Raw genomic sequence first — 23,993 nt, forward strand, 5'->3', positions numbered from 1 at the left:
TCACGCCGTCTTGTGGTTGCCCTTCGGGAACTGTGCCGCGAGTTCGCTATACCACTTGCCGCTCTTCTTCACGGTGCGCACCTGGGTGTCATAGTCGACATGGACGAGGCCGAAGCGCATCTTGTAGCCCTGCGCCCATTCGAAGTTGTCCATCAGGCTCCAGGCGAAATAACCGCGCATCGGATAGCCGTCCTTGATCAGGTCGGCGACGACGGCAAGATGCTCGGCGTAGTAGTCGAGGCGCGGCTGGTCATCGACCTCGCCGTTCTCGACTTCCATATTGTAGCAGGCGCCGTTCTCGGTGATGTAACAGACCGGCAGTTCGTAACGCTTGTAGAGGCCCTCGACCAGCGACTTCAGCGCCGGCGCATAGACCTCCCAGCCGATATCGGTCTTGACCTCGGAGACGGGCGGCGCATCGATGGTTGCCGGGAATTCCGCGCCCGGCGCCGGATCGTCGGCGACGCGCATCGGCGTATAGTAGTTGAGCCCCCACCAGTCGAGCTTCTGGCTGATGACCTCCATGTCACCGTCTTCGATCTTCGGCAGGCGGCTTCCCAGCGCCGACAGGAAATCCGCCGGATAGGCGCCCTTGAACACCGGATCGAAGAACACGCCGTTGTGAAACTGGAAGGCCCGCTCGGCCGCGGCCTTGTCGGCCTCGCTGTCTGACCGGGGGATCGTCTCGTGCGCGTTCAGCACCAGCCCGACGGGCACCTGCGGCGCCACCTGGCGGATGGCGTCCACCCCGAGGCCGTGCGCAAGATTGGTGTAGTGCAGGGCGTGGAGTGCTGCGTCCATGTTACTCTCACCCGGCGCATGCACGCCGTAGAGATGGGAGAGCCACACCGAGCACCAGGGCTCGTTGAAGGTCGCCACCGCGTCGAGCCGATCGCCGAGCCGGGCCATGACGATCTTGGCATAGCGCTGGAAGGCGTAGGCGGTCGAACGTGCGGTCCAGCCGCCGTCGCCCATCAGCGCCAGCGGCAGGTCCCAATGGTAGAGCGTGGCGAAGGCCTTGATGCCGCGATCCTTCAGGCCGTCGATCAGCTTGTCGTAGAAATCGAGGCCCTTCTCGTTGATCCTTCCGGTCCCCTCGGGGATGATCCGCGGCCAGGCGATCGAGAAGCGATAGGCCGAGACGCCCATTGCCTTGATCAGGTCGAGATCCTCTTCCCAGCGATGGTAGTGATCGCAGGCCACGTCGCCGTTGTGCCGGCCGTAGACGCGGCCCGGCATGTTGGAAAACGCATCCCAGATCGACGGCTTGCGCCCGTCGGCCTTGGACGCCCCTTCGATCTGGAACGAGGCGGTCGCCACACCAAAGGTGAAATCGCCGGGGAAGCGTTCGGCAAGCGACTTGGGATCAATCATGGCTGGTCTCATCCAGGCTATGCATCTGGCGCAGGTCACGGCGGCGGGATGCAGAAACTTTGTCCGAGGCGGTTTAACCCATGTTCCGTTCGGGGTGAAGAGCCCGATGGACAATTCTGCAACGTTGCAGATTCGGGGTGTTGCCGGAACGTCGTCGGTGCCTCGCTTCGAGACGGTCATCCCTTGCCGATTGTCCCGTCGGCACCGGTTCCGATCACTTGCGAGCGCGTCCCAGCTGGACCTCGCCTTCCGGGCTCTGTACCCTTGCCGCATGACCAGCAAGGAAAGCGACAGTGCGGGGACGGTCCCACCGGGTGCAAACGTGCAGACACGGCACGTGGGCTCCGCCGGCGTCACCCTGACGCGCCTGCGCCATTCCGAATTCGAGACCCTCCAGCCGGCACTTCCCGACTACACCTTTTCGATATTGCTGGCCGGCCGTTCCCGACCCTGGCGCGACATCGGCGACGGATTGCAGGTTCCGAAGGGCGCGGAAGGATACCGTCATCAGGGTGCGGGTATCCTGACCCCTGCCGACACCTCCGCTCTCTGGCGGGTGGAGGGCAATCACGACTGCCTGATCTTCTCCTTCCCGAAGGACATGGTGGCACGGATGCTCGAAGAGTTCACGCCGGCGGGCGCAGCCTCGCTCGACCGGCTGACCGGGCACGTCGTGCAGGATCCGATCTTCGCCGCCGTCTCGACCGCGCTCTGGAAGGAAGACACTGGGGCGGGAGCAGACGGCATCGGCCGCGCCTATGGCGACCATGGTGTCGCTCTTGTCCTTGCGCGACTCGCCCAGGAAGCCGAGCGCGCGTCATCGCCCGAGATCGCTCGGGGCGCGAAAGAGCGGTTGTCACCCGGCAACCTGAAGCGGGCAACGGAATATATGCGGTCGAGAGTGGCGAACGATCCGAGCCTCGAGGAGATCGCGGCGGCGGCAGGCTTGAGCCAGTTCCATTTCCTGCGCGCGTTCAAGGCCTCCACGGGGCGGACGCCGTTTCAATGGCTGCAGGACTTCCGCATCGAACTCGCCTGCGGCTTGCTGGCGGCCACCGACATGCCGCTGGCACAGCTCGCCTTGGACGTGGGCTTCAAGAACCAGAGTCATTTCACCAACGCCTTTCGCCGAGCGACCGGAACGCCCCCGGCACAATGGCGCGCGCGGGCGCGCGCATAGTTTTCGCAATGGCAGACAATCGGCCGCAACCTACGGAAAGAACGCGCCCCGAACATCCCCTAGGGAACCAACGCCGGCACCGATGCCGCCCGAAGGAGATTTGTCATGCAAGCCAACACAGCACGAAATACCTCGGCTGAGAACCACCCCTGCCCGCTCGATGTCGTGCGGGCGGTCTACCGCGCCTATGCCGGCCGCGACCTGGCCGCGATCCAGGCTCTCTACCATCCCGACTGCGAGATCTACCAGTCCGACCTCCTGCCTTGGGGCGGCGAATATCGCGGCCACGCCGGCCTCCAGCAGTTCTTCATCCGCCTGACCAGCACGATCGACACCCAGATCGTCGATGAGCAGCTCTTCGGGGCAGGCGACCGTGTGGTGAGCATCGGCCGCACACGGGGCAAGGCCCTCGCGACGGGCCGGCAATTCGAACTTCCTGCGGTCCATGTCTACACGGTGCGGGAGGGAACGATCCGCCGCTACGAAGCTTATGTCGACACCCCGGCCATGCTCTCGGCCTGCGCACCGGACTGACCGGTCTCGACTCGCCTCGGCATCTCCGGAACCTGTCTACGTCCCTTCGGTCACCCCTCTCCGCACCTGCGGAGAAAAGCGGGAGCAAGCCAGATGCCCCCGTGGTGAGGGCGGCGTGGGCGAGGAGAGCTTGCGCTCGGCCCCACGAGTGTTAGGTCACACCTTGACCCACGCCCCGTTGCCCTTCGACGAGGCCACGCAGGCTTCGACGAAGGCAACGCCTTTGACGCCGTCGTCGATGGTCGGATAGAGGACCGCCGGATCGACGGTCGTGCCGGCCTTGGCGGCATTGATGGCAGCAGCCGCCTCCGTGTAGATCGTCGCGAAGGCTTCGAGATAGCCTTCCGGATGGCCGCCGGGAATGCGCGTGACGCGCTGCGCCGAGGCTCCGGCACCCGCACCGCCGCGTGTGATCAGTTGCTTGGGCTCGCCGAGCCTTGTGAACCACAGATAGTTCGGATCGGCCTGCACCCATTCGATGCCGGCCTTGGTGCCGTAGACCCGGACCTTCAGCCCGTTCTCGTGGCCGACGGCCACCTGGCTGCACCACAGCAGCCCCTTGGCAGGCATTCCGCCCCCCTTGGCCTTGAACCGAATCATCACATGGGCATTGTCGTCGAGCTTGCGGCCGGCGACGAAGGTGTGCACATCGGCGGCAAGTTCCTCGATTTCGAGGCCGGAAATGAAGCAGCCGAGATTATAGGCATGGGTGCCGATATCGCCGGTCGAGCCGCCGGCGCCCGACTGCTTGGGGTCCGTGCGCCAGGCCGCCTGCTTCTGGCCGGTCTGCTCGATCGGCTCGGCCAGCCAGTCCTGCGGATATTCCATCTGCACCAGGCGGATGTCGCCGAGTTCGCCGGACCGCACCAGTTCGCGCGCGTGGCGCACCATCGGATAGCCGGTGTAGTTGTGGGTGAGCACGAACAGCGCCTTGGACTGGTCGGCCACCGCCTTCAGCCTTTTCGCATCCTCGAGATTGGACGTCAGCGGCTTGTCGCAGATGACGTGGATGCCGCGCTCGAGAAAGGCCTTGGCCGCCGGATAGTGCACATGATTGGGGGTAACGATCGACACGGCCTCGATGCCGTCCGGCCGGGCCGCTTCCTTCTCGGCCATCTCCTCGAACGAGCCGTAACAGCGCTCAGGGGCGAGCCCCAGTTCGCGGCCCGAGGCCAGCGATTTCTCCGCCGTCGACGACAGCGCCCCGGCCACCAGCTCGAAATGATCGTCGATGCGCGCCGCCATGCGATGCACCCCGCCGATAAAGGCGCCGGAACCGCCGCCCACCATGCCGAGCCTGATCTTCTGCGTGTGCGCTTCCGTCTTTCCTTCGATTGCCATGAAATACGTCTCCCTTGTTGTCTCTGACACCCCCTCTGGCTGCCGCCATCTCCCCCACAAGGGGGGAGAGCGTCCCTTGCCCACCTCCCTGCTTGAAGCAGGCACCGGGGCGGCGGCAAAGCCCCTCCCCCTTGTGGGGAGGGGTTGGGGAGGGGTCTTTCTTCTAGAGCCCGAGCATGCGCCGGTTGGCCGCGTCGTCGGTGCCGCCGGCGGCAAAGTCGTCGAAGGCGTGTTCCGTGACCCGGATGATGTGGTGCTTGACGAATTCGGCGCCTTCACGGGCGCCGTCTTCCGGGTGCTTCAGCGCGCATTCCCATTCGACCACGGCCCAGCCGTCAAAATCGTTGGCCGCCATCTTGGAGAAGATCGCGCCGAAATCGACCTGGCCGTCGCCGAGCGAACGGAAGCGCCCTGCCCGGTTCACCCAGCCCTGGTAGCCGCCATAGACGCCCTGCCGGCCGGTCGGATTGAACTCCGCGTCCTTGACGTGGAACATCTTGATCCGGTCCTTGTAGATGTCGATATGGTCAAGATAGTCGAGGCACTGCAGCACATAGTGCGACGGATCGTAGAGCATGTTGGCGCGGGTGTGCCCGCCGACGCGTTCGAGGAACATCTCGAAGGTCACGCCGTCATGTAGGTCTTCGCCCGGATGGATTTCGTAAGCGACGTCGACGCCCTGGGAGTCGGCATAGTCGAGGATCGGCTTCCAGCGCCTGGCCAGTTCGTCGAAGGCGGTCTCGACGAGACCAGCCGGCCGCTGCGGCCAGGGATAGAAATAGGGCCATGCCAGCGCCCCGGAAAAGGTCGCATGGGCATTAATGCCGAGATTGTTGGACGCCTTGAGCGCATACTTGACCTGCTGCACGGCCCATTCCTGCCGCGCCTTCGGATTGCCGCGCACTTCCGGCGCGGCAAAGCCGTCGAAGGCCTCGTCATAGGCCGGATGCACGGCGACCAGCTGTCCCTGCAGATGGGTCGAAAGCTCGGTGATCTCGACGCCGTTCTGGCGCGCCACGCCTGCGAGTTCGTCGCAATAGTCCTTGGATTCGGCCGCCTTTTTCAGGTCGATCAGCTGTCCGGCCCAGGTCGGCACCTGCACGCCGAGATAGCCAGCTTCAGCCGCCCATTTGGTAATCGCATCCCAGGAATTGAACGGTGCGGCATCGCCGGCAAACTGGCCGAGAAAGATCGCCGGCCCCTTGATCGTCTTCATGAATTCTCCTCCCAAAGTCTTCCTGCAACGTTTCAGCAACGATTACAGGAGATGCAAAATCGATACAACGGCGATGATGGCGGCGGCGAAAATCTGCCCGGGAAAACCCGGGCAGAGGCCTGCTTCTGGTGGATGCCGCCGATCAGAACGGCGAGTCCGGGAAGTAGTAGTTCTTGGCGTTGTCCGCCGTGATCAGCGTCGCGTCGAGCGTATAGGTGCCGTGGACCGGAACCTGGTCGTAGATCGCAGCTGCGGTCAGTTCCATCGCGGTGCCAACCATCGACGGCGGATAGAGCACGTTGACCGGCACCATCTTGTCGCCGTCCATGACCTTCTTGATCATGTCCTTCGAACCCGCGCCGCCGATGATGTACTGGATGTCGGTGCGCTTGGCCTGTTCGATCGCCTGCAGCACGCCGACCGCCATGTCGTCGTCCTGGCACCAGACCACGTCGATCTTCGGGTACTTGGTGAGATAATCCTGCATGACCTTGAAGGCGTCGTCGCGGTTCCAGTTGCCGAACTGGCGGTCGAGGATCTTGACGTTCGAGCCGGCAATACCCTTGTCGAAGCCATCCTGACGCTGCTGGTCGATCGGGATCGGCATGCCGCGGATGACGACCACTTCGGCATCCGGCGTGTTCTTGGCGATATACTGGCCGGCGACTTCGCCGAGCGCCGGATTATTGCCGGCGACATAGAGGTCACGCACCGAGTTGTCGTTGACCGACGGCGCGCGGTCGACGATCGAGACGAACGTGCCCTTGCTCTTCACTTCCTTGATCGCGTTGACCAGCGGATCCGGATCGGTCGGCAGGATGACGAGCGCATCGATGCCCTGGATCTCAAGGTCCTGCACGGCATTCGCCTGGGTGGCAGGATCGGCCGAGGTCTTGACGATCACGTTAAGGCCGGGGTGTTCCTTCATCAGCAGTTCGGCGACGCGGTTGGCATGGTAGACGACGCCGGCGGTCCAGCCGTGGTCGGCGGCCGGAATGGAGACGCCGATCGTCTTCGTCTCCTGCGCCTCAGCCGCGGTGAAGATCGACGCCAGTGCCGTCATGGCGACGGCAAGGCCGAGCAGTTTCTTGTGCATTGGTTTCCTCCCAAGATGCCAGGGTCTCAATGGTGCACGGACCGGGCGACCCTCCTGCCCGGCCGCGGTTCACGCCTTGCGCGCCAGCGACCGCTGGACGAGCATCGCGATGATGATGATCGTGCCCTGGATGGCGCCGATCAGGTATTCCGAGATGAAGTTGGAGAGCAGCATGATGTTGCCGACGAGCTCCAGGATGAAGGCGCCACAGATCGTGCCCCAGACGCGGCCGGCGCCACCCTTCAGCGCCGTGCCGCCGACGACGACCGCAGTGATCGCCTGCAATTCCCACAGGATGCCGGTGGTCGCGGACGTCGAACCGAGGCGCGGCACGTAGAGCAGCACGGCGATGGCCACGCAGAGCCCCTGGATGATGAATGCGATGGTCCGCACCCGGTCGACCGCGATGCCGGAATAGCGCGCGACGTCGCGATTGGACCCGACGGCGACGACATGCCGTCCGAAGCGCATGCGGTAGAGCACGAAGGCGGCGATCGCCGTCACGACGAGAATGATGAAGATCGGCACCGGCAGCCCTAGGATCGAGCCGAAATAGACCGGCCGATACATTTCCTGCTGGGCCGGATCACGCAGCGTGATCGCCCCGCCTTGGCTGAGCCAGGTCGTCAGACCGCGGTAGATCCCCATCGTGCCGAGCGTCGCGATGAAGGGCTCGATCTTGCCGACCGTGGTGATCAGGCCGTTCACCAGCCCGCACAGCGATCCGATGACGACGGTCAGAATCATGGCGGCGGCGATCATCATGCCGGGATCGGCGATCACGCCGGAATTCATGAACAGGATCATCAGACTGGCGACGAAGGCCACCATCGAGCCGACGGAGAGATCGAGGTCGCCGGACGAGATGACGAAGGTCGCGCCGACCGCGATGATGGCGATGAAGGCCGAGCGGGTGGCGACATTGGCGAGGTTGGTGAGGCCGATGAAATTCGGATTGACCATCGCCCCGATGATCAAAAGCAGGAGCAGGGCGGCAAAGGGCGCGACCGCTCTCAAGTCCACGTCCCGCCAGGTGCGGCGGCCACGGATGTCGGTTGCGCTCTCGGTCTCGGTCGTCATTGTCTCTTGTCTCCTCCGGCAGCCTGCCCAAGTCGGCGGCTGCGCCGTCCCATGTCTCTTGTCCTAACCCGGTCTTGCCGCCGGGCCTTCTCGCAGAAACCTTCTGTCAGCTCGCCATCTGCCGTTTCAGGCCCGCGGCGTAGCGCATGATGGTCTGCTCGTTGATTTCCTCGCCTTCCAGCATGCCGACCATGCGCCCTTCACGCATGACGGCGACGCGGGTGCAGAGCCCGATCACTTCCGGCATCTCCGAGGAGATGACGATGATCGAGCGGCCCTCGCGGGCAAGTGCTGCGATGAAATGGTAGATCTGCTGTTTGGTGCCGACATCGATGCCGCGCGTCGGCTCGTCGATGACGATCACCTGCGGCTCGATCTCCATGATCTTGGCGAGCAGCAGCTTCTGCTGGTTGCCGCCCGACATGCGGCCGACCTTGATCTTGTCGTCGCGCACCCGGATGTCGAAGCGGCGCTTGGCCCGGGCCATGGCCTTGGCTTCGCTGGCCGGATCGAGATAGATGTGCCTGAGATGCCGCTCCATGGATTGCAGCGTCAGGTTGGCCGTCATCCCCTCGCCGAGCAGCAGCCCCTTGCCCTTGCGGTCCTTGGTCATATAGGCGAGCCCGCGGCGGTTCGCCTCGCGGAAATCCTGCGGTTCGAGCACGGCACCCTTCAGCCACACTTCGCCCGACAGCCGTGGACGCAGGCCAGCGACCGCCTCCATCAGTTCCGTGCGCCCCGACCCGATCAGGCCGGAAAAGCCCAGCACCTCGCCGCGCCTCAGCTCGAAGCTCGCATTCCTGACGAAGCCGGTGGAGAGCCCATTGACCGACAGCACGACCTCTTCGTCGACATCCGGCTCGTGCTTGTTGGGATAAAGGCTCGACAGCTCGCGCCCGACCATCAGCTGGGCGATCGCCTCGCCGTCGAGCGCAGAGGTCGGCGCGGTCTTCACCCACTGTCCATCGCGCAGTACGGTTACCCGGTCGGTCAGTTCCATCACCTCGTCCAGCTTGTGCGACACGAAGACGAAACTCGTGCCCCGCGCGCGCAGCTTGCGCACCTGGTCGAACAGCACCTCGGTTTCCTCGCGCGACAGCACGGCCGTCGGCTCATCCATGAACACGATGCGCGCCCGGCGGCTGATCGCCTTGGCGATCTCCACCATCTGCTTGTCGGCCACGGCGAGCGAGCTGATCAGCGCATTCTCGTCGATCCGCGAGCCGAGCTGGTCGAGCACGCGGCGCGTCTCCGCCCGCATGTGCTTGCGGTCGAGCATGCCGAAACGGGTGACCTCGCGGCCGAGAAAGAGGCTTTCGGTGACAGTCAGGTGGTCAGCGAGGTTGAATTCCTGGTGAATGAGCACAATGCCGAGCGCCTCGGCCGCGCCGTTGGGCGGCAGGATGACCGGCTCGCCGTCGAGCAGGATGGTGCCGGAGCTGGCCTGCTCGAAGCCCGACAGGATCTTGACCAGCGTGGACTTGCCCGCGCCGTTCTCGCCCATCAGCGCATGCACCTCGCCCGGAAGCACGTCGAAATCCACGCTGAACAGCACCTGGACGTCGCCGAAAGATTTCGAGATCCGCTCCGCCGCAAGCACGGGTGCGCGCGCAGAGTCCCCAACTGATGTCATGCAAGCCTCCCCGCGGCTCCTCAACCGCTCCTGGCATTTTGTGTAAACCTTTACATCGCCGATGTAAAGGTTTACATCCTCGCATCATGGGGACAAATGCGACGTCCTCAGCTTTCGCAGTCGCAACACAAAAGATAGTCTCTCCAGCGATTCCAGAAGGATAGGGGGATGGTGTCCGCGTGCAGAATTCAGCACCAGCGACGATCGAGGATGTTGCGCGCCTGGCGGAGGTGTCGATCGCGACGGTGAGCCGTGCGATCCACACGCCCGACAAGGTCGCCAAGTCGACGCGCCAGCGGGTGAACCAGGCAATCGCGATCACCGGTTATACGACCAATGCCATGGCACGCTCGCTGCGCATGGGCCGGTCGAACATGATCCTCATCCTTGCGCCGGACATCGGCGACCCGAACTTCTCCTCCACCCTGATCGGGCTGGAGAACGAGGCGCGCGCCCATGGTTACGGCGTTCTCATCGGCCACACCCAGAACGACCCCGAGCGCGGCCTCGAATATCTGAAGTTCCTGAGCTCCGGCCAGGCGACCGGCCTCGTGCTGTTCACCGGCCATGAACCCTTCGGCCATCAGGTGGCCGGCACCCGGCTGCCGCCCACGGTCGCCGTGTTCGAACCCGTTTTCGGCTCGAAGATATCCTATGTCGGCGTCGACGATGTCGCCGGCGCCCGGAAGGCCGCCGAACACCTGCTCTCGGCCGGGCACCGCCGCATCGCCTTCATCGGCGACAGCCGGACCCGCCTCGGCCACAAGCGCCGCCGCCAGGGCTATGATCTGGCGCTGGACGCGGCCCGCATCGCGCCGGAAAACCGCATCGTGATCGAAGGCGAAGGCACGATCGAGAGCGGCCGCCTGGCGGTCGAACAGCTCTTCATGCGCGACACGCTGCCGACCGCCTTCATGTGCGTCAACGACGCCACCGCCATCGGCGTGATCAACGGACTGAATGCGCGCGGCTACGACCTGCCGAAGGATTTTTCCGTCATTGGCTTCGACGACGTGCCGCAGGCGACCTATCTCAGTCCGGCGCTCACCACCATCCGCCAGCCCCGCACCGCAATCGGCAAACAGGCCATGGCGCTTTTACTGGCGCAACTGGCCGAACGCCCGACAGAGCGCCGGGAAATCCTGCTGATGCCCGATCTCATTGTACGCGGTTCCGTGACCGGACCTACGGTAAGACGATAGCGCCCGGGTCGGATGGACAATCGAAGAAGAGGAAAGTTCAATGTCATTGGAGATCCGGCCAGCCACGCCACAGGATGCGGGTGCGATGGCCAAACTTCTCAATGAAATCATTGCGATCGGAGGAACCACGGCCCATGCCGAGCCTTTCGACGAGGCCGGCATCGTCGATACCTTCATCGCACCTCGGCTCGCCATCAGCTGCTTCGTCGCCGTGAACGGTTCGAAGATCGAGGGTTTCCAGTCGCTCGAATGGGCCGACCCCGAGTGGCCCGGCGAAGATCCGCTGCCGGCCGACTGGGCGATCATCGCGACCTACGTGGATCCCCACGCGCACAAGATGGGCATAGGGCGTTCGCTGTTCGCCGAAACGGCCAAGTCGGCGAAGGCGGCGGGCGCCGTCTTCATCGATGCGACGATCCGGCGGGAAAACAAGGGCGGCCAGGCCTACTACCAGGCAATGGGCTTTCGCGACTATCGGGAAGGCAAGGCAACCATATCCAAGCGCTACTCTCTGGGCTGAAATGCGCGGTCCGTTTCTGACGTGAGCCCTCTCCCCGCAAGCGGAGAGAGGGCCTGTCGCTCTTAGACGTAGCGGTTCACCACGTTTTCCAGATACTCCTGCCGACCCGACTTCGGCTCGGGATTGACGTTGCCGTCCTCGACCATTTTCGCGATCGCTTCCAGCGACAGCTCGCCGCGCAGCATGCGCTGTGCCTCGGGGCTGTCCCAATTGGCGTAGCGCGCTTCCAGCGGCTTCGACAGCGCGCCGTCCTCGATCATCTTCGCCGCCGCCTTCAGGCCACGGGCGCAGCAGTCCATGCCGCCGATATGGCCGTAGAGCAGGTCGGCCGGATCGAGCGACTGGCGGCGCAGCTTGGCGTCGAAATTGGTACCGCCGGTCTGGAAACCGCCGCCCGACAGGACGTGGTAATAGGCCAGCGCCATTTCCGGCACGTTGTTGGGGAACTGGTCGGTATCCCAGCCCGACTGGTAGTCGTTACGGTTCATGTCGATCGAGCCGAAAATGCCGAACGCGTTCGCCATGGCGATTTCGTGCTCGAAGGAATGGCCGGCCAGGATCGCGTGGCCCTGCTCGATATTGACCTTGACCTCATTCTCCAGCCCGTTCTTCTGCAGGAAGGCGTAGACCGTCGCGACGTCGTAGTCGTACTGGTGCTTGGTCGGCTCCTGCGGCTTCGGCTCGATCAGGATCGTGCCCTTGAAGCCGGTCTTGTGCTTGTACTCGACGACGAGGTTGAGGAAGCGGCCGAGCTGGCTCAGCTCGCGTTTCAGGTCGGTGTTGAGCAGGGTCTCGTAGCCCTCGCGCCCGCCCCACAGCACATAGTTCTCGCCGCCCAGACGCTGGGTGGCGTCCATGCAGGTCTTCACGGTCGCCGCCGAGAAGGCGAAGACGTCCGGGTCGGGATTGGTGGCAGCCCCCGACATGAAGCGGCGGTTGGAGAACAGGTTCGCCGTGCCCCAGAGGAGCTTGACGCCCGTTTCGGCCTGCTTCTTCTCGAAATAGTCGACGATCTCGTTGAGGTTCCTGGTGTTCTCGGCGAAGTTCGCCCCCTCCGGCCGCACGTCGGCGTCATGGAAGCAGTAATAGGGTACGCCGAGCAGCTGGTAGAATTCGAAGGCGACGTCGGCCTTCATCTTCGCCGCTTCCATCGTGTCGGAGAACCACGGACGTTCAAAAGTCTGCCCGCCGAACGGATCGCCGCCCGGCCAGGTGAAGGTGTGCCAGTAGGCGACGGCGAAGCGCAGATGGTCTTCCAGACGCTTGCCGAGCACCACTTCGTCGGGATTGTAATGGCGGAAGGCGAGCGGATTGGTGCTTTCCGGGCCTTCATATTTCACTTTGGCGATATCGCCGAAGAAGCCTGTCGTCATGGGTAATTCCTCCACCTGTTATTGAGATTTTGACGGATAAAAATGGCTGGTCGCACAGGTGCGTACCCCCCTCTGTCCTGCCGGACATCTCCCCCTCAAGGGGGGAGATTGGATGCGGCCCGCCCCCTGCCTGAAGGCGCCGACGGCGCTGTCTGCATGCCTGCCAACAGGGATGGTGAGCCTGCGGCTTGCCGATCTCCCCCCTTGAGGGGGAGATGTCCGGCAGGACAGAGGGGGGTGTCGCAATCGAGACATATCTGTTCCTAGCCGAGCCCGCGGATCGCCGGATAAAGCGACCGGTAGCGCCCGTAGGCCTCCTCGTAGGCACCGGTGAGCGCCGTGACGGGTTGGATCGTCTCGGCCGTCGTCGGCGCCGTGCAGACGGAAAGCGGGTCCGCCCCTGTCGCTGCGATCAGCCCGAGCCGTGCCGCACCGAAGGCCGCGCCGAAATCGCCGTCGGCCGGAATGTCGACCGGAAGCCCGAGCGCGGTTGCGATCGAGGCCAGCCAGTAGCGCGAGCGCGAGCCGCCGCCGATCGCCGTCACCCGGGAGATCTGGGTGCCCGCCGACTTCAGCGCCTCGAGATTGTCGCGGATGGCGAAGGTAACGCCCTCGAGCACGGCCTGCGTCAGCACCGCGCGCGAACTCTCATGGCCAAGGCCGATGACGGCGCCGCGGATCTTCGCGTCGTTGTGCGGGGTGCGTTCGCCGGAGAGATAGGGCAGGAAGGTGACGCTGCCCGGCGCGTTCAGATCGTTGCCAAGCTCGCCGGTCAATTCTCCGGCCGCCTTGCCGGTGATGCCGCTCAGCCAATTCAGCGCGTCGGTCGCCGAGAGAATGACGCCCATCTGATGCCAGGTATTCGGCAGCGCGTGGCAAAAGGCATGCACGGCACTCTCCGGCTTCGGCAGATAGGAGCCGTTGGCGGCGAAGAGAACGCCCGAAGTTCCGAGCGAGACGAAGGCCTGTCCCTCGGCAACCGTGCCCATGCCGCAGGCCGACGCCGCATTGTCCCCTGCCCCGCCGGCAATGGTCACGCCGCTCGCCATGCCCCATTCGGCGGCCAGCTGATCGCGCAGCGTGCCGGCCGGATCGGTACCCTCGACCAGCCCCGGCATCTGCCGCTCCGAAAGCCCGGTCGTCTCCAGCAGCTCCGCGGACCAGCGGCGCGCGCCCGTATCGAGCCAGGCGGTTCCGGCCGAATCCGACATGTCGGAGAGATATTCGCCAGTCAGCCAAAGACGCAGGAAATCCTTCGGCAGCAGGACCTTGGCAACCCGGGCAAAGACGTCCGGCTCGTTCTTCGCCACCCAGGCGAGTTTCGGCGCGGTGAAGCCGGGAAAGACGATGTTGCCGGTGATGGCGCGGAAGCGCGGATCAGCATCGAGCGCGGCCGCTTCGACATGGCTGCGCGTGTCGTTCCACAGGATGCAAGGGCGAAGCACCTGGTCGGCGGAATCGATCAGCGTTGCGCCATGCATATGACCGGAGAGACCGATGCCCTTGACGGCGGCCAAATCCTTGCCATGGGCGGCCTTGAGACCGGAAACCGCCTCCCGCGCCGCACGGATCCAGTCGAGCGGATCCTGCTCCGACCAGCCGGGATGCGGACGCGATACGTCGAGCGCCGCATTGGCGACACCCACCACCCGCTGGTCGTCGTCGATCAGCATGGCCTTCACACCCGAGGTGCCAAGATCGAGCCCCAGATACATGTCGTCTCTCCCTATGCCCCGCCCTTCACGGCAGGTTGTCCTTCAAGAATATGTCGATACGGATGCGCTCCTGCGCCGCCAGCAGCGGCAGGCCGTCGGCCTTGGCCTTCAGCACCCGGATGGCGCTGCGGACCTCGTGGCCGGCATCCTGGTTGAGCACAGCGTCGACAAGCCCGTCGTTGAGTGCGCCACGCGTCGTGCCGGTCAGCTCATGGGCGATCACGGCCGGCCGCCGGTCGAACCTGGCCTTGCCCAGTGCCGCGACCAGACCGCGATTGCCGGCGCCGAGGCTGTAGATGCCGAGAATGTCGCCGCGTTGACGAAAGAGATCGGTGAGCCGGCGCTCGACCAGCGTCGGATCGTCGCGTCCTTCGATGACCTCCAGCAGCGAAAGATGCGGATAGTCGGCGGCCATGACCGAACGAAAACCCTCCAGGCGCTCGCGATGGTCGCGCACCAGCATCGAGCCGGCCAGCACGGCGAGCGAGCCGCGCCGGTCGCCGACGAAACGTCCGAGCAGGCTCGCCGCCGTGCGGCCCGCCGCCAGGTTGTCGATGCCGGCATAGTGGACGCGTCGCGAAGCCGGCAGGTCGGAAACCAGCGTCACGACCGGAATGCCCACCTCGACCAGCCGATCGACGGCGGCCGCCACTTCGGGCGCATCGACGGCGACGAACGCCACGCCGGCCGGTTGTTCGTCCACAAGCGCGTCGAGCACCGCGACAAGCGCCGCCGCATCGAAGGGCGGCACCTTGAGGATGCGGATGTCGGTCCGCTCCGAGGGCGAGCGCGCCACGGCATCGTGCACCGCCGCTTCAAGCTCGCGCATGAAGGAATTGTCGTTGGCGGGCAGGATGAAGGTCAGCGGATAGACACGCCCCTTGGCGAGATTGGCCGCTGCCACATCCCTTACGAAACCGAGCGTAGCGACGGCAGCCTCCACCTTGTCGCGGGTACGCGCGCTGACCCCCGGCCGCCGGTTCAACACGCGGTCGACGGTGGCGAGGCTCACGCCTGCGGCAGATGCGATGTCGTGGACTGTCGGCTTCATGTTTCCTCCGAGCGGACTCCTAGCGCAGGTTCCGAGGTACGTAAATCACTTTCTGATGTACGTACCTCATATTTTCTTCGACGCCCGACGAAAAGAACCGTCTTCCTGTTGGGAAGACGGTTCTTGGCGCTGCGGTGGATTTCGAAAGGGACGCCCTGCGGCTGAGCTTAATGGCCGGAGCCGGCCGGCGCCGGCGCGCTGGGCTTCTTGATCAGAAGCGTCAGGAAGACCAGCGCGAAGAACAGTGCGGTCAGGCCCATGAAGACGTCGATGAAGGACAGCAGCCAGGATTGCTGGGTGATCACGCCGGAGAGCTTCTTGATCGCGACCGCCGTGCCGTCGAAGCCATAGGAGTCGTAATTGGCACCGACGCTCGCCAGCCAGTCGAGGGCGGCGCGATTGCCCCAGTCGGCATGTTCGGAAAGCCGGGCATAGTGCTCGTCCGAACGCTGGGTCAGCATGGTATTGATGACGGCGAGCCCGACGGCGCCGCCGAGATTGCGCGTCAGGTTGAACAGGCCCGAGGCGTTCTTCATGCGGTCCGGCGGCAGCGTACCGAGCGCGATGTTGTTGATCGGCACCATGCACAACATCAGCGAGCAGCCGCGCAGGATCTGCGGCAGCAGCAGTTCGTAGAAGTCCCAATCGGCTGTCATGTAGGTCATCGTGTAGGTGCCAGCAGCAAAACCGGCAAAACCGATCATCATCATCACCCGCGGGTCGAGCTTGCTCGAAAGCGCACCCGCCACCGGCGCGGTGAGGAACATCGCCGCGCCCGAGACGAACATGGTCTCACCGATCATCATCGAGTCGTAGCCTCGGATGCGGCCGAGATAGACCGGGTAGAGATAGGTGAGCCCGTAGAGACCCACGCCCATGACGAAGGAGAACAGCGAGCCGAAGGCGAAGTTGGCGTTGGAAAACGCTCTGAGGTCGACGACCGGGAACTCGACCCTGAACACCCGGTGGAAGAAGAAGAACCCACCCATCACCATGGCCACGGTGCCCATGACGATGTGTTCGTCGTTGAACCAGTCCTTGTTGTTGCCTTCTTCCAGCACGAATTCCATCGTGCCGAGGAAGAGCGCCATCCAGAACAGCCCCCACCAGTCGAACTTCTTCAGAAGCTTGAAGTCCGGCTTGTCGAAGTCGATCAGGCTGAAGGTCACGGCGGTGACGATGATGCCGGGCACCACGTTGACGAGGAACAGCCAGTGCCAGGACATGGCATGACTGATGTAACCGCCGATGGTCGGGCCGATGGTCGGCGCAAGCGTCGCGACCAGACCGACGATCGGCGAGACGATGTTGCGCTTGGACGGCGGGAAGATGGTGAAGGCGGCGGCGAATACCGACGGGATCATGCCGCCGCCGATGAAGCCCTGGATCGCCCGGTAGATGATCATCTGGTCGATATTGGTCGCGGTCGCGGCAAGCGCGCTGGCAAGGGTGAAGCCGGCGGCCGAGAAGGAAAACAGGATACGCGTCGACAGGATGCGCGCCAGCGCGCCCGACAGCGGAATCATGATGACTTCGGCGATCAGATAGGAGGTCTGCACCCAGGCGATCTCGTCGGAGCCGGCGCCGAGGCCGGCCTGGATCTCGGCGAGCGAGGCCGAGACGATCTGGATGTCGAGGATCGACATGAACATGCCGAAAACCATCGCAAAGAAAGCGATGACGCGCTTCGGATCCATGCGCTCGTCGGCCGCGGGCAGCGCCATGGCACTTGCCCCTGTCGTTCCCGCTGTCGCCATTGTCTCGGGTCCCCTGCGGTCCGCGTTACTTCGCCGCGAGCGCGGCACCTTCGGGCGCCGTGCGCGTATCGACATCGACCACGACGCTCAAGCCCGCGCGCAGATGGCCCGAATCGAGCACGTCCTGCGGAATCTCGATACGGACGGGAACCCGCTGCACCACCTTGGTGAAATTGCCCGTGGCGTTTTCCGCCGGCAGCATGGAGAAGACCGAGCCCGAAGCCGGGGCGATCGACGTTACCGTGCCCTCGATCGCCTCGTCGCCATAGGCATCGACATGGATCGCGACCTTGGAGCCCGGAACGAGCTTGGCGATCTGCGTTTCCTTGAAATTGGCCTCGATATAGAGCTGCTGGACGGGAACGAGCGCGGCAAGGCGCTTGCCCGTCGAAACCAGATCGCCCGTCTGCACCGAAAGGTTGCCGACAATGCCGTCATAGGGTGCCTTGAGCACGGTGAAGGCGAGGTCGCGCTCTGCCTTTTCCAGCGCCAGATCGGCCGAACGCATGCCGGCATCGGCTTCCGCGCGCTGCGCCTTCAGCACGGAGATGCTGGCTTCGGCGGCGGCAATGTTGGCGTCGGCGGCGGCAAGGCTCGCCTTGGCCTGCTCGAGTTGCGTTTTAGCGCTGTCGAGATCGGCGGTGGAAACCACCTTCTGTTCCTGCAGGCCGCTGACGCGCTTCAGCGAAAGCTCGGCAAGACTGAGCGTGGCCTGCGCCGACTGCTTCTGCGCCACGGCCTGGGCCAGCGACGCGTCCCCACCCTTGATCTGGGCATCGATCCGCGCGAGCGTCAGGCGCTGCACGGCGATCTGTGCCTGGGCCTGCTCGGCGGCGATCCGGTAATCACCATCGTCCAGCGTCACCAGCGGATCGCCGGCCTTTACGCGCTGGTTGTTCTGCACGTCGACCGCCTTCACATAGCCGGAAACCTTGGGCGAGATGATCGCGATGTCGCCCTCGATATAGGCGTCTTCCGTCGAGACCATGAACCGGCCTTCGGTCCACCAGCCATAGCCGTACCAGGCTGCGCCGGCGAAGAGCGCAGCCAGGATGACCGGCAGCACCAGGCTGCGGCGCTTCTTGGCTGCAACCGGTTCCGCGAGGGCGGCCGGGGCAGCCTGCTGTTCCGCCGTCACGCCGGGGCGTGCCTCGAGGATTGTGGCGTCGGTGTCGGCGGGCTGCGCATCGGCGGCATTGACGGAGCGGACGGCACTCGTCCTCGGGGATCCTGACATGATCAAACCATTCGCTGGCGAAAAAGGAAATCGAACTGAACCGTTCGGTTCGATTGACATAAAGGCTTTTCTAACTCATATCAAGAGGCAGAAAGTCAGTACCTTTCCTATCTGACGGGATGCAGTTAATTTTCGGATAGTTCATGACCCGCAAGTCCAAAAAGGTCGAGGAAATCACCACGACCGACTTCCCCTACCCGGTCGTCCCCAGCCGCTTTCCGGCCGGCGCGGACCCGGTCAAACGCGGCCAGATTCTCGACGGCGCCAAGCAGGTCTTCATGAAGATGGGCTTCGACGCGGCCAGCATGAACGACGTGACCCGCGAGGCCGGCGTCTCGAAGGGCACCATCTACGTCTATTTCCAGAGCAAGGAAGACCTGTTCGCCGCCCTGATCGAACGGGAAAAGGGCCGCTTCACCGAAGCGCTGCGCGACGTTCTCGCCGAGAGCAAGGATGCCGAGCAGGGCCTGCGCCGCTTTGCGGCCGTCTTCATCAACCAGATCGTCTCCACCGACATGATACCCGCGATGCGCACAGTGCTCGGCGTGGTCGACCGCATGCCCGGGCTCTGCCATCGCTTCCTGTCCAACGCCCCGGCCAACGCCCGCAGCGTGCTGGAGGACTTCATCCGCCGGCAGATCGAGGAGGGCGCGCTGAAGACCGAGGATCCCGATCTCGCTGCCCGCCAGTTCATCGACCTGTCCACCGGCACCTATTTCAAGCAGCGCCTGTTCGGCGAAATGCGGCGCGACCCGACACGCGAGGAGGTCGAGCGGGTGGTCGAGAGCGCCGTGCGCGTCTTTCTGTGTGCCTACGGGACGCGATCCTGCTCGAAGCCCGGCTGACCTGCTCCGGGCCCGGCTGAGCCGGCCGGGCAATCTTTTTGACCCGCTCTTTGCGCCGGCCCTTGCCCTTGCGAGGGCCTTGCTCCATTTGTTGCAGCGACCCGCCACTGCAAACCGGAAAGAGCTCATGCAGGAAATCCTCGTCCTCCTTCAGGATCCCGCCGCCTGGATCGCCCTCGTCACCCTCGTCGTGATGGAAGTCGTCCTCGGCATCGACAACCTCGTCTTCATTTCCATCCTGACCAACAAGCTCCCGGCAGAACAGCGCGAAAGCGCTCGGCGCATCGGCATCGGCCTGGCGCTCGTCATGCGCCTCGCCCTGCTCGGCACCGTTGCCTATATCGTCAAGCTGACCACACCGCTGTTCGAAGCCTTCGGCCACGGCTTCTCGTGGAAGGACCTGATCCTGATCGCCGGCGGCCTGTTCCTCGTCTGGAAGGCGACCAAGGAAATCCACCACAGCGTCGATCCGGTCGACCACGACGAGGATTTCATCGCCTCCTCGAAGTCGGGCACGCTGGCCGCGGCCATCGGCCAGATCCTGCTGCTCGACCTGGTCTTCTCGGTCGACAGCATCATCACCGCCGTCGGCATGACCGAACACCTGCCTATCATGATCGCCGCCGTCATCATCGCCGTGGCCGTCATGCTCGTCGCCGCGACACCGCTTGCCAACTTCATCGAGAAGAACCCGACCATCGTCATGCTGGCGCTCGGCTTCCTGCTGATGATCGGCATGACCCTGATCGCCGACGGCATGGGCTTCCATGTGCCGAAGGGCTATGTCTACGCCGCCATGGCCTTCTCCGGTCTCGTCGAGGTGCTGAACATGTTCGCCCGCCGCAAGCGGCAGGCGGACAAGGCATCGAAGACCAAGCTGCACTGAGCCGGCGACCTTCGCCGAAACGGCACGCAACCGACAGGCCCGCGACCGCGTCGCGGGCCCTCTTTATTTTGGCGGGATGCTCTCGCGCGAGGAACAAAGCCAATTCGGCGGCATTGATAGCGACTGCCTGCCCTCTATATCTCCTCGACACAACATATCCGGAGTCCCATGACCACCGAGCAAATCCTTGCCTTCGCTGTCATAGGCGCGATGATGGCCGCCTTTCTCTGGGACCGTCTACGCTATGACGTGGTTGCCTGCGTCACCCTGATCGCCGCCGTCGCCCTTGGTCTGGTTCCCGCCGCAGAGGCCTTCTCCGGCTTCAGCGACGACATCGTCATCATCGTCGGCAGCGCGCTCGTGGTCAGCGCGGGTGTCGCGCGATCCGGCATCGTCGATTTCGCCATCAAGAAATTCTTCCCCTCGCTCACCTCGATCCGCGGCCAGATGCTGCTTCTCGTCGTGACGGTGACGATCCTGTCGGCCTTCATCAAGAACATCGGCGCGCTGGCGATCATGATGCCGGTTGCCTTTCAGTTTGCCCGGCGCTCCGGCACGCCGGTCTCGGCCTTCTTGATGCCGATGGCCTTCGGCGCGCTGCTGGGCGGCCTGATGACGCAGATCGGCACCTCGCCGAACATCGTCGTGTCACGCCTGCGCGCCGAGATCACCGGCGAAGCCTTCACCATGTTCGACTTCACCCCCGTCGGCGCGGCGCTCGCGCTTGCCGGCACCATCTTCCTGATGTTCTTCTACTGGCTGGTACCGAAGCGCGAGAACCAGACCCCCTCCGTCCAGGAAGCGCTGGAAAGCTCGACCTTCTCCACCGAGGCGACCGTCGGCAAGCAGTCGCCCTTCCTCGGCAAGTCCCTCAACCAGCTTCTGGCGATCGCGCCGGGCGAAGTCATCGCCACGGCGATCCTGCGCGGCCACACCCGCATTTCGCCCTTTCCCGACATCGTGCTGAAGGAGAACGACGCGGTCCTGCTGGAGGGCGCATCCGAGCCGCTGGACCGGATCGTCTCGCAGGCCAAGCTATCGCTGTCCGGCAAACCGATCGGAAAGAGCGAGACCAAAGCCAGCGGCGAGATCGCCGCGATCGAGGCGGTCATCAGCCGCGACTCCGCCCTGATCGGCCTGTCCGCCCGCGAGCTGTCGCTCTACAACACCTATGGCGTCAATCTTCTCGCCGTCAGCCGCAAGGGCAAGCGCATCCGCGAACGTTTGGGCGAGCTGACGCTCCGTTCCGGCGACGTCGTGGTGCTGCAGGGCCAGCGCCAGGCCCTGCCGGGTCTGCTGCTCGAACTGGGCTGCCTGCCGCTCGCCGAACGCGAAATCCTGCTCGGCACCAGCCGTAGCGCCATCGTGCCGCTGGGCATCCTGGTTGCCGCCATGGGCGCCACCGCGCTCGGCTTTGCTCCAGTGCCCATTGCCTTCTTCGCCGCGGCACTCGCCATGGTCATCTTCAAGGTCATCCCGCTCAGCGAGATCTATCGCGCGGTGGACGGGCCGATCCTCGTCATGCTCGCCGCCCTGATCCCGGTCAGCGACACGCTGCGCACCACAGGCGCCAGCGAAGTGATCGCCGGCTGGCTCGGGACGGCGGCTAACGGGCTGCCCGCCTATGGCGCGCTCACCCTGATCCTCGTCACGGCCATGGCGGTCACGCCGTTCCTCAACAATGCCGCCACCGTGCTGGTCATGGCACCGATCGCCGCGAGCTTCGCCGCCGGCCTCGGCTACAAGCCGGACGCCTTCCTGATGGCGGTGGCGATCGGCGCCGGCTCGGACTTCCTCACCCCGATCGGCCACCAGTGCAACACGCTGGTCATGGGCCCGGGCGGCTATCGCTTCAGCGACTATCCGCGCCTTGGCCTGCCGCTGTCGATCATCATCGTCGTGGTGTCCATCCCCATGCTTCTGCTGGTCTGGCCCGTACAGTAGGCAAACCGCCAATACCGACAAAATGACAGGCCAGGTGGAAACCGGGCCATCTTGCGTTTCGGACCGGCGAATTGTTCGTGGGCTCCGGACAAAGAAAGCCTGCATCGGCGGGATGCAGGCTTTCCTTGGGGCGGGGACTAGGAATGAACGCGGGCCGAACGGGTAAGGGGCTCGTCTGCCATTTCGTTGGCTACGGAGAGAAACCGGAAAAATCTCCGTATTCCCCATTTCCCGTCGCGTCCGATTGGCACGGCCTGCGCTCTGGTGGAAAAACGCCTCCAGCAGTCTTTGGTTCCCGGACCTCGCAATTTTTCTTTGAACTTCCATTGGAGCAAGGCTGCCATGCCCGCTGCGCCAGCAGTTTTCCTTGACGCCTGCGGCTGAATATGGCCTAAGGCCAGCCGACGGAATTGACAGCATGGGCGTGTTAATAGGGCCTTTTCTCGTCTCTCCGCCCGATTGTTTTCCATTTTTTCGCTGATCCTGCGGCCACCGCGCGATCACCCCGCACGTCACCACGAGCAAGATTCCATGAGCACTTCCGGCGTCCGCGTCCGCATCGCACCCTCCCCGACCGGCGAGCCCCATGTCGGCACCGCCTATATCGCGCTGTTCAATTACCTCTTCGCCAAGAAACACGGCGGCGAGTTCATTCTGCGCATCGAGGACACCGATGCGACGCGCTCCACGGCCGAGTTCGAGCAGAAGGTTCTGGATGCGCTGAAATGGACCGGCCTCAGCTGGTCGGAAGGCCCCGATGTCGGCGGCCCCTACGGCCCCTACCGCCAGTCCGAGCGCAAGGACATCTACCGTCCCTTCGTCGAACAGATGGTTCGCGACGGACACGCCTTCCGCTGTTTCTGCACGCCCGAGCGTCTGGAAATGATGCGCGACGCCCAGCGTGCCGCCGGCAAGCCCCCGGGCTATGACGGCCACTGCCTCAACCTCAAGGCCGAGGAAGTCACCGAGCGCATGGAATCCGGTGAACCGTCGGTCGTGCGCCTGAAGGTCCCGACAGAAGGCTCCTGCGATTTCCACGACGGCGTCTATGGCGACGTGTCCATTCCGTGGGAAAGCGTCGACATGCAGGTCCTCCTGAAGGCCGACGGCATGCCGACCTATCACATGGCCAACGTCGTCGACGACCACCTGATGAAGATCACCCACGTCGCGCGCGGCGAGGAGTGGCTGGCCTCGGTGCCGAAGCACATCCTGATCTACAAATACCTCGGCCTCGAGCCGCCGAAGTTCATGCACCTGTCGCTGATGCGCAATGCCGACAAGTCCAAGCTGTCGAAGCGCAAGAACCCGACCTCGATCTCCTACTACTCGGCCCTCGGCTACCTGCCGGAAGCCCTGATGAACTTCCTCGGCCTGTTCTTCATCCAGATCGCCGAAGGCGAGGAACTGCTGGCCATGGACGAGCTGGCGGAGAAGTTCGACCCCGACCACCTCAACAAGGCCGGTGCGATCTTCGACGTGCAGAAGCTAGACTGGCTGAACGGCCGCTGGATCCGCGAAAAACTGTCGTCCGACGACTTCCTGTCCCGCGTCTTCGGCTGGGCCTCGGAAAACGATCGGCTGACGGAAGGCCTGAAGCTGGCCCAGAGCCGTATTTCCAAGCTCGGCGAACTGCCGCAGCTTTCCGGCTTCCTGCTCGCCAGCGATGTCGGCCTGACGCCTGCCTCGTTTGCTGGTCTCAAGACATCGCCGGCCGAGACGCTGGAAATCGTCAACACGGTGGCCTTCGATCTCGAAAAGATCCTCGAATGGAATGTCGAGACGATCGAGCAGGAACTGCGCGACATCGCCGACCGCCTCGGCAAGAAGCTGCGCGTGGTCACCCCGCCGCTCTTCGTCGCCATGTCCGGCTCGGCGCGCTCGCTGCCGCTGTTCGATTCGATGGCGCTGCTCGGCCGCTCGGTCGTGCGCCAGCGCCTGAAGGTTGCGAGCCAGGTGCTGACCGGAATGGTCGGGGCTGCGAACTGACGATTCAGCGTCGCTCGACC

The 23,993-nt window shown here is 64.2% G+C and carries 19 protein-coding genes; 8 read left to right on the forward strand and 11 right to left on the reverse strand.

What is annotated here, in order from left to right; genetic code table 11:
- Positions 1–1,374: a GH1 family beta-glucosidase gene (locus L867_RS0109500; RefSeq protein WP_028736664.1), complete on the reverse strand. Its 1,374-nt coding sequence runs from the start codon at positions 1,372–1,374 to the stop codon at positions 1–3.
- Between L867_RS0109500 and L867_RS26380 the strand changes: the two genes are divergently transcribed.
- A complete protein-coding gene (locus tag L867_RS26380; protein ID WP_084638500.1) occupies positions 1,373–2,554 on the forward strand; it encodes a helix-turn-helix domain-containing protein in 1,182 nt (393 codons plus the stop codon). The two genes, L867_RS0109500 and L867_RS26380, sit on opposite strands and share 2 nt — an antisense overlap.
- Before the next feature lie 105 nt (positions 2,555–2,659).
- Positions 2,660–3,088: a nuclear transport factor 2 family protein gene (locus L867_RS0109510; RefSeq protein WP_028736666.1), complete on the forward strand. Its 429-nt coding sequence runs from the start codon at positions 2,660–2,662 to the stop codon at positions 3,086–3,088.
- A gap of 156 nt (positions 3,089–3,244) precedes the next feature.
- Here L867_RS0109510 and L867_RS0109515 read toward each other — a convergent pair whose 3' ends face one another.
- The 5 genes from L867_RS0109515 to L867_RS0109535 form a co-directional block, all read right to left on the reverse strand.
- Positions 3,245–4,429, reverse strand: a complete 1,185-nt coding sequence (locus L867_RS0109515) for a Gfo/Idh/MocA family protein (RefSeq protein ID WP_028736667.1) — start codon at positions 4,427–4,429, stop codon at positions 3,245–3,247.
- A gap of 163 nt (positions 4,430–4,592) precedes the next feature.
- Positions 4,593–5,645, reverse strand: coding sequence for a sugar phosphate isomerase/epimerase family protein (locus L867_RS0109520; protein WP_028736668.1), 1,053 nt, complete (start codon positions 5,643–5,645; stop codon positions 4,593–4,595).
- A 142-nt stretch (positions 5,646–5,787) separates the two neighbouring features.
- Positions 5,788–6,741, reverse strand: a complete 954-nt coding sequence (locus L867_RS0109525) for a substrate-binding domain-containing protein (protein ID WP_028736669.1) — start codon at positions 6,739–6,741, stop codon at positions 5,788–5,790.
- A 69-nt stretch (positions 6,742–6,810) separates the two neighbouring features.
- Positions 6,811–7,821: an ABC transporter permease gene (locus L867_RS0109530; RefSeq protein ID WP_028736670.1), complete on the reverse strand. Its 1,011-nt coding sequence runs from the start codon at positions 7,819–7,821 to the stop codon at positions 6,811–6,813.
- A gap of 106 nt (positions 7,822–7,927) precedes the next feature.
- Positions 7,928–9,454 (reverse strand): sugar ABC transporter ATP-binding protein, encoded by a 1,527-nt coding sequence (locus L867_RS0109535; protein ID WP_028736671.1) that lies wholly within the window; start codon positions 9,452–9,454, stop codon positions 7,928–7,930.
- A 179-nt stretch (positions 9,455–9,633) separates the two neighbouring features.
- Between L867_RS0109535 and L867_RS0109540 the strand changes: the two genes are divergently transcribed.
- Together L867_RS0109540 and L867_RS0109545 are read left to right on the forward strand one after the other, a co-directional pair.
- Positions 9,634–10,656, forward strand: a complete 1,023-nt coding sequence (locus tag L867_RS0109540; RefSeq protein ID WP_028736672.1) for a LacI family DNA-binding transcriptional regulator — start codon at positions 9,634–9,636, stop codon at positions 10,654–10,656.
- 85 nt (positions 10,657–10,741) lie between these two features.
- The gene (locus tag L867_RS0109545; RefSeq protein ID WP_051438898.1) at positions 10,742–11,176 is read left to right on the forward strand and encodes a GNAT family N-acetyltransferase; all 435 of its coding nucleotides are present in this window, start codon (positions 10,742–10,744) and stop codon (positions 11,174–11,176) included.
- Between the two features lie 62 nt (positions 11,177–11,238).
- Here L867_RS0109545 and xylA read toward each other — a convergent pair whose 3' ends face one another.
- The 5 genes from xylA to L867_RS0109570 all read right to left on the reverse strand — a co-directional run bounded on the left by xylA (position 11,239) and on the right by L867_RS0109570 (position 18,309).
- A complete protein-coding gene (gene xylA / locus L867_RS0109550; protein WP_028736674.1) occupies positions 11,239–12,549 on the reverse strand; it encodes a xylose isomerase in 1,311 nt (436 codons plus the stop codon).
- 263 nt (positions 12,550–12,812) lie between these two features.
- On the reverse strand, positions 12,813–14,264 hold the full coding sequence (gene xylB / locus L867_RS0109555; RefSeq protein ID WP_028736675.1) for a xylulokinase: 1,452 nt from the start codon (positions 14,262–14,264) through the stop codon (positions 12,813–12,815).
- A 25-nt stretch (positions 14,265–14,289) separates the two neighbouring features.
- Entirely contained in the window at positions 14,290–15,315 is a 1,026-nt protein-coding gene (locus L867_RS0109560) for a LacI family DNA-binding transcriptional regulator (protein WP_028736676.1), read from the reverse strand.
- Positions 15,316–15,482: 167 nt separating this feature from the next.
- The gene (locus L867_RS0109565; RefSeq protein WP_028736677.1) at positions 15,483–17,072 is read right to left on the reverse strand and encodes a DHA2 family efflux MFS transporter permease subunit; all 1,590 of its coding nucleotides are present in this window, start codon (positions 17,070–17,072) and stop codon (positions 15,483–15,485) included.
- A gap of 25 nt (positions 17,073–17,097) precedes the next feature.
- A complete protein-coding gene (locus L867_RS0109570; protein ID WP_028736678.1) occupies positions 17,098–18,309 on the reverse strand; it encodes an HlyD family secretion protein in 1,212 nt (403 codons plus the stop codon).
- Positions 18,310–18,452: 143 nt separating this feature from the next.
- Between L867_RS0109570 and L867_RS0109575 the strand changes: the two genes are divergently transcribed.
- The 4 genes from L867_RS0109575 (at position 18,453) to gltX (ending at position 23,973) form a co-directional block, all read left to right on the forward strand.
- The gene (locus L867_RS0109575; RefSeq protein ID WP_051438899.1) at positions 18,453–19,154 is read left to right on the forward strand and encodes a TetR/AcrR family transcriptional regulator; all 702 of its coding nucleotides are present in this window, start codon (positions 18,453–18,455) and stop codon (positions 19,152–19,154) included.
- A gap of 127 nt (positions 19,155–19,281) precedes the next feature.
- On the forward strand, positions 19,282–20,040 hold the full coding sequence (locus tag L867_RS0109580) for a TerC family protein (RefSeq protein ID WP_028736680.1): 759 nt from the start codon (positions 19,282–19,284) through the stop codon (positions 20,038–20,040).
- A 168-nt stretch (positions 20,041–20,208) separates the two neighbouring features.
- Positions 20,209–21,984, forward strand: coding sequence for an SLC13 family permease (locus L867_RS0109585; protein ID WP_028736681.1), 1,776 nt, complete (start codon positions 20,209–20,211; stop codon positions 21,982–21,984).
- Positions 21,985–22,515: 531 nt separating this feature from the next.
- A complete protein-coding gene (gene gltX, locus L867_RS0109590) occupies positions 22,516–23,973 on the forward strand; it encodes a glutamate--tRNA ligase (protein ID WP_028736682.1) in 1,458 nt (485 codons plus the stop codon).
- The last annotated feature ends 20 nt before the right edge of the window (positions 23,974–23,993 follow it).

The organism is Paenirhizobium selenitireducens ATCC BAA-1503, from assembly GCF_000518785.1.
GTDB lineage: Bacteria > Pseudomonadota > Alphaproteobacteria > Rhizobiales > Rhizobiaceae > Allorhizobium > Allorhizobium selenitireducens.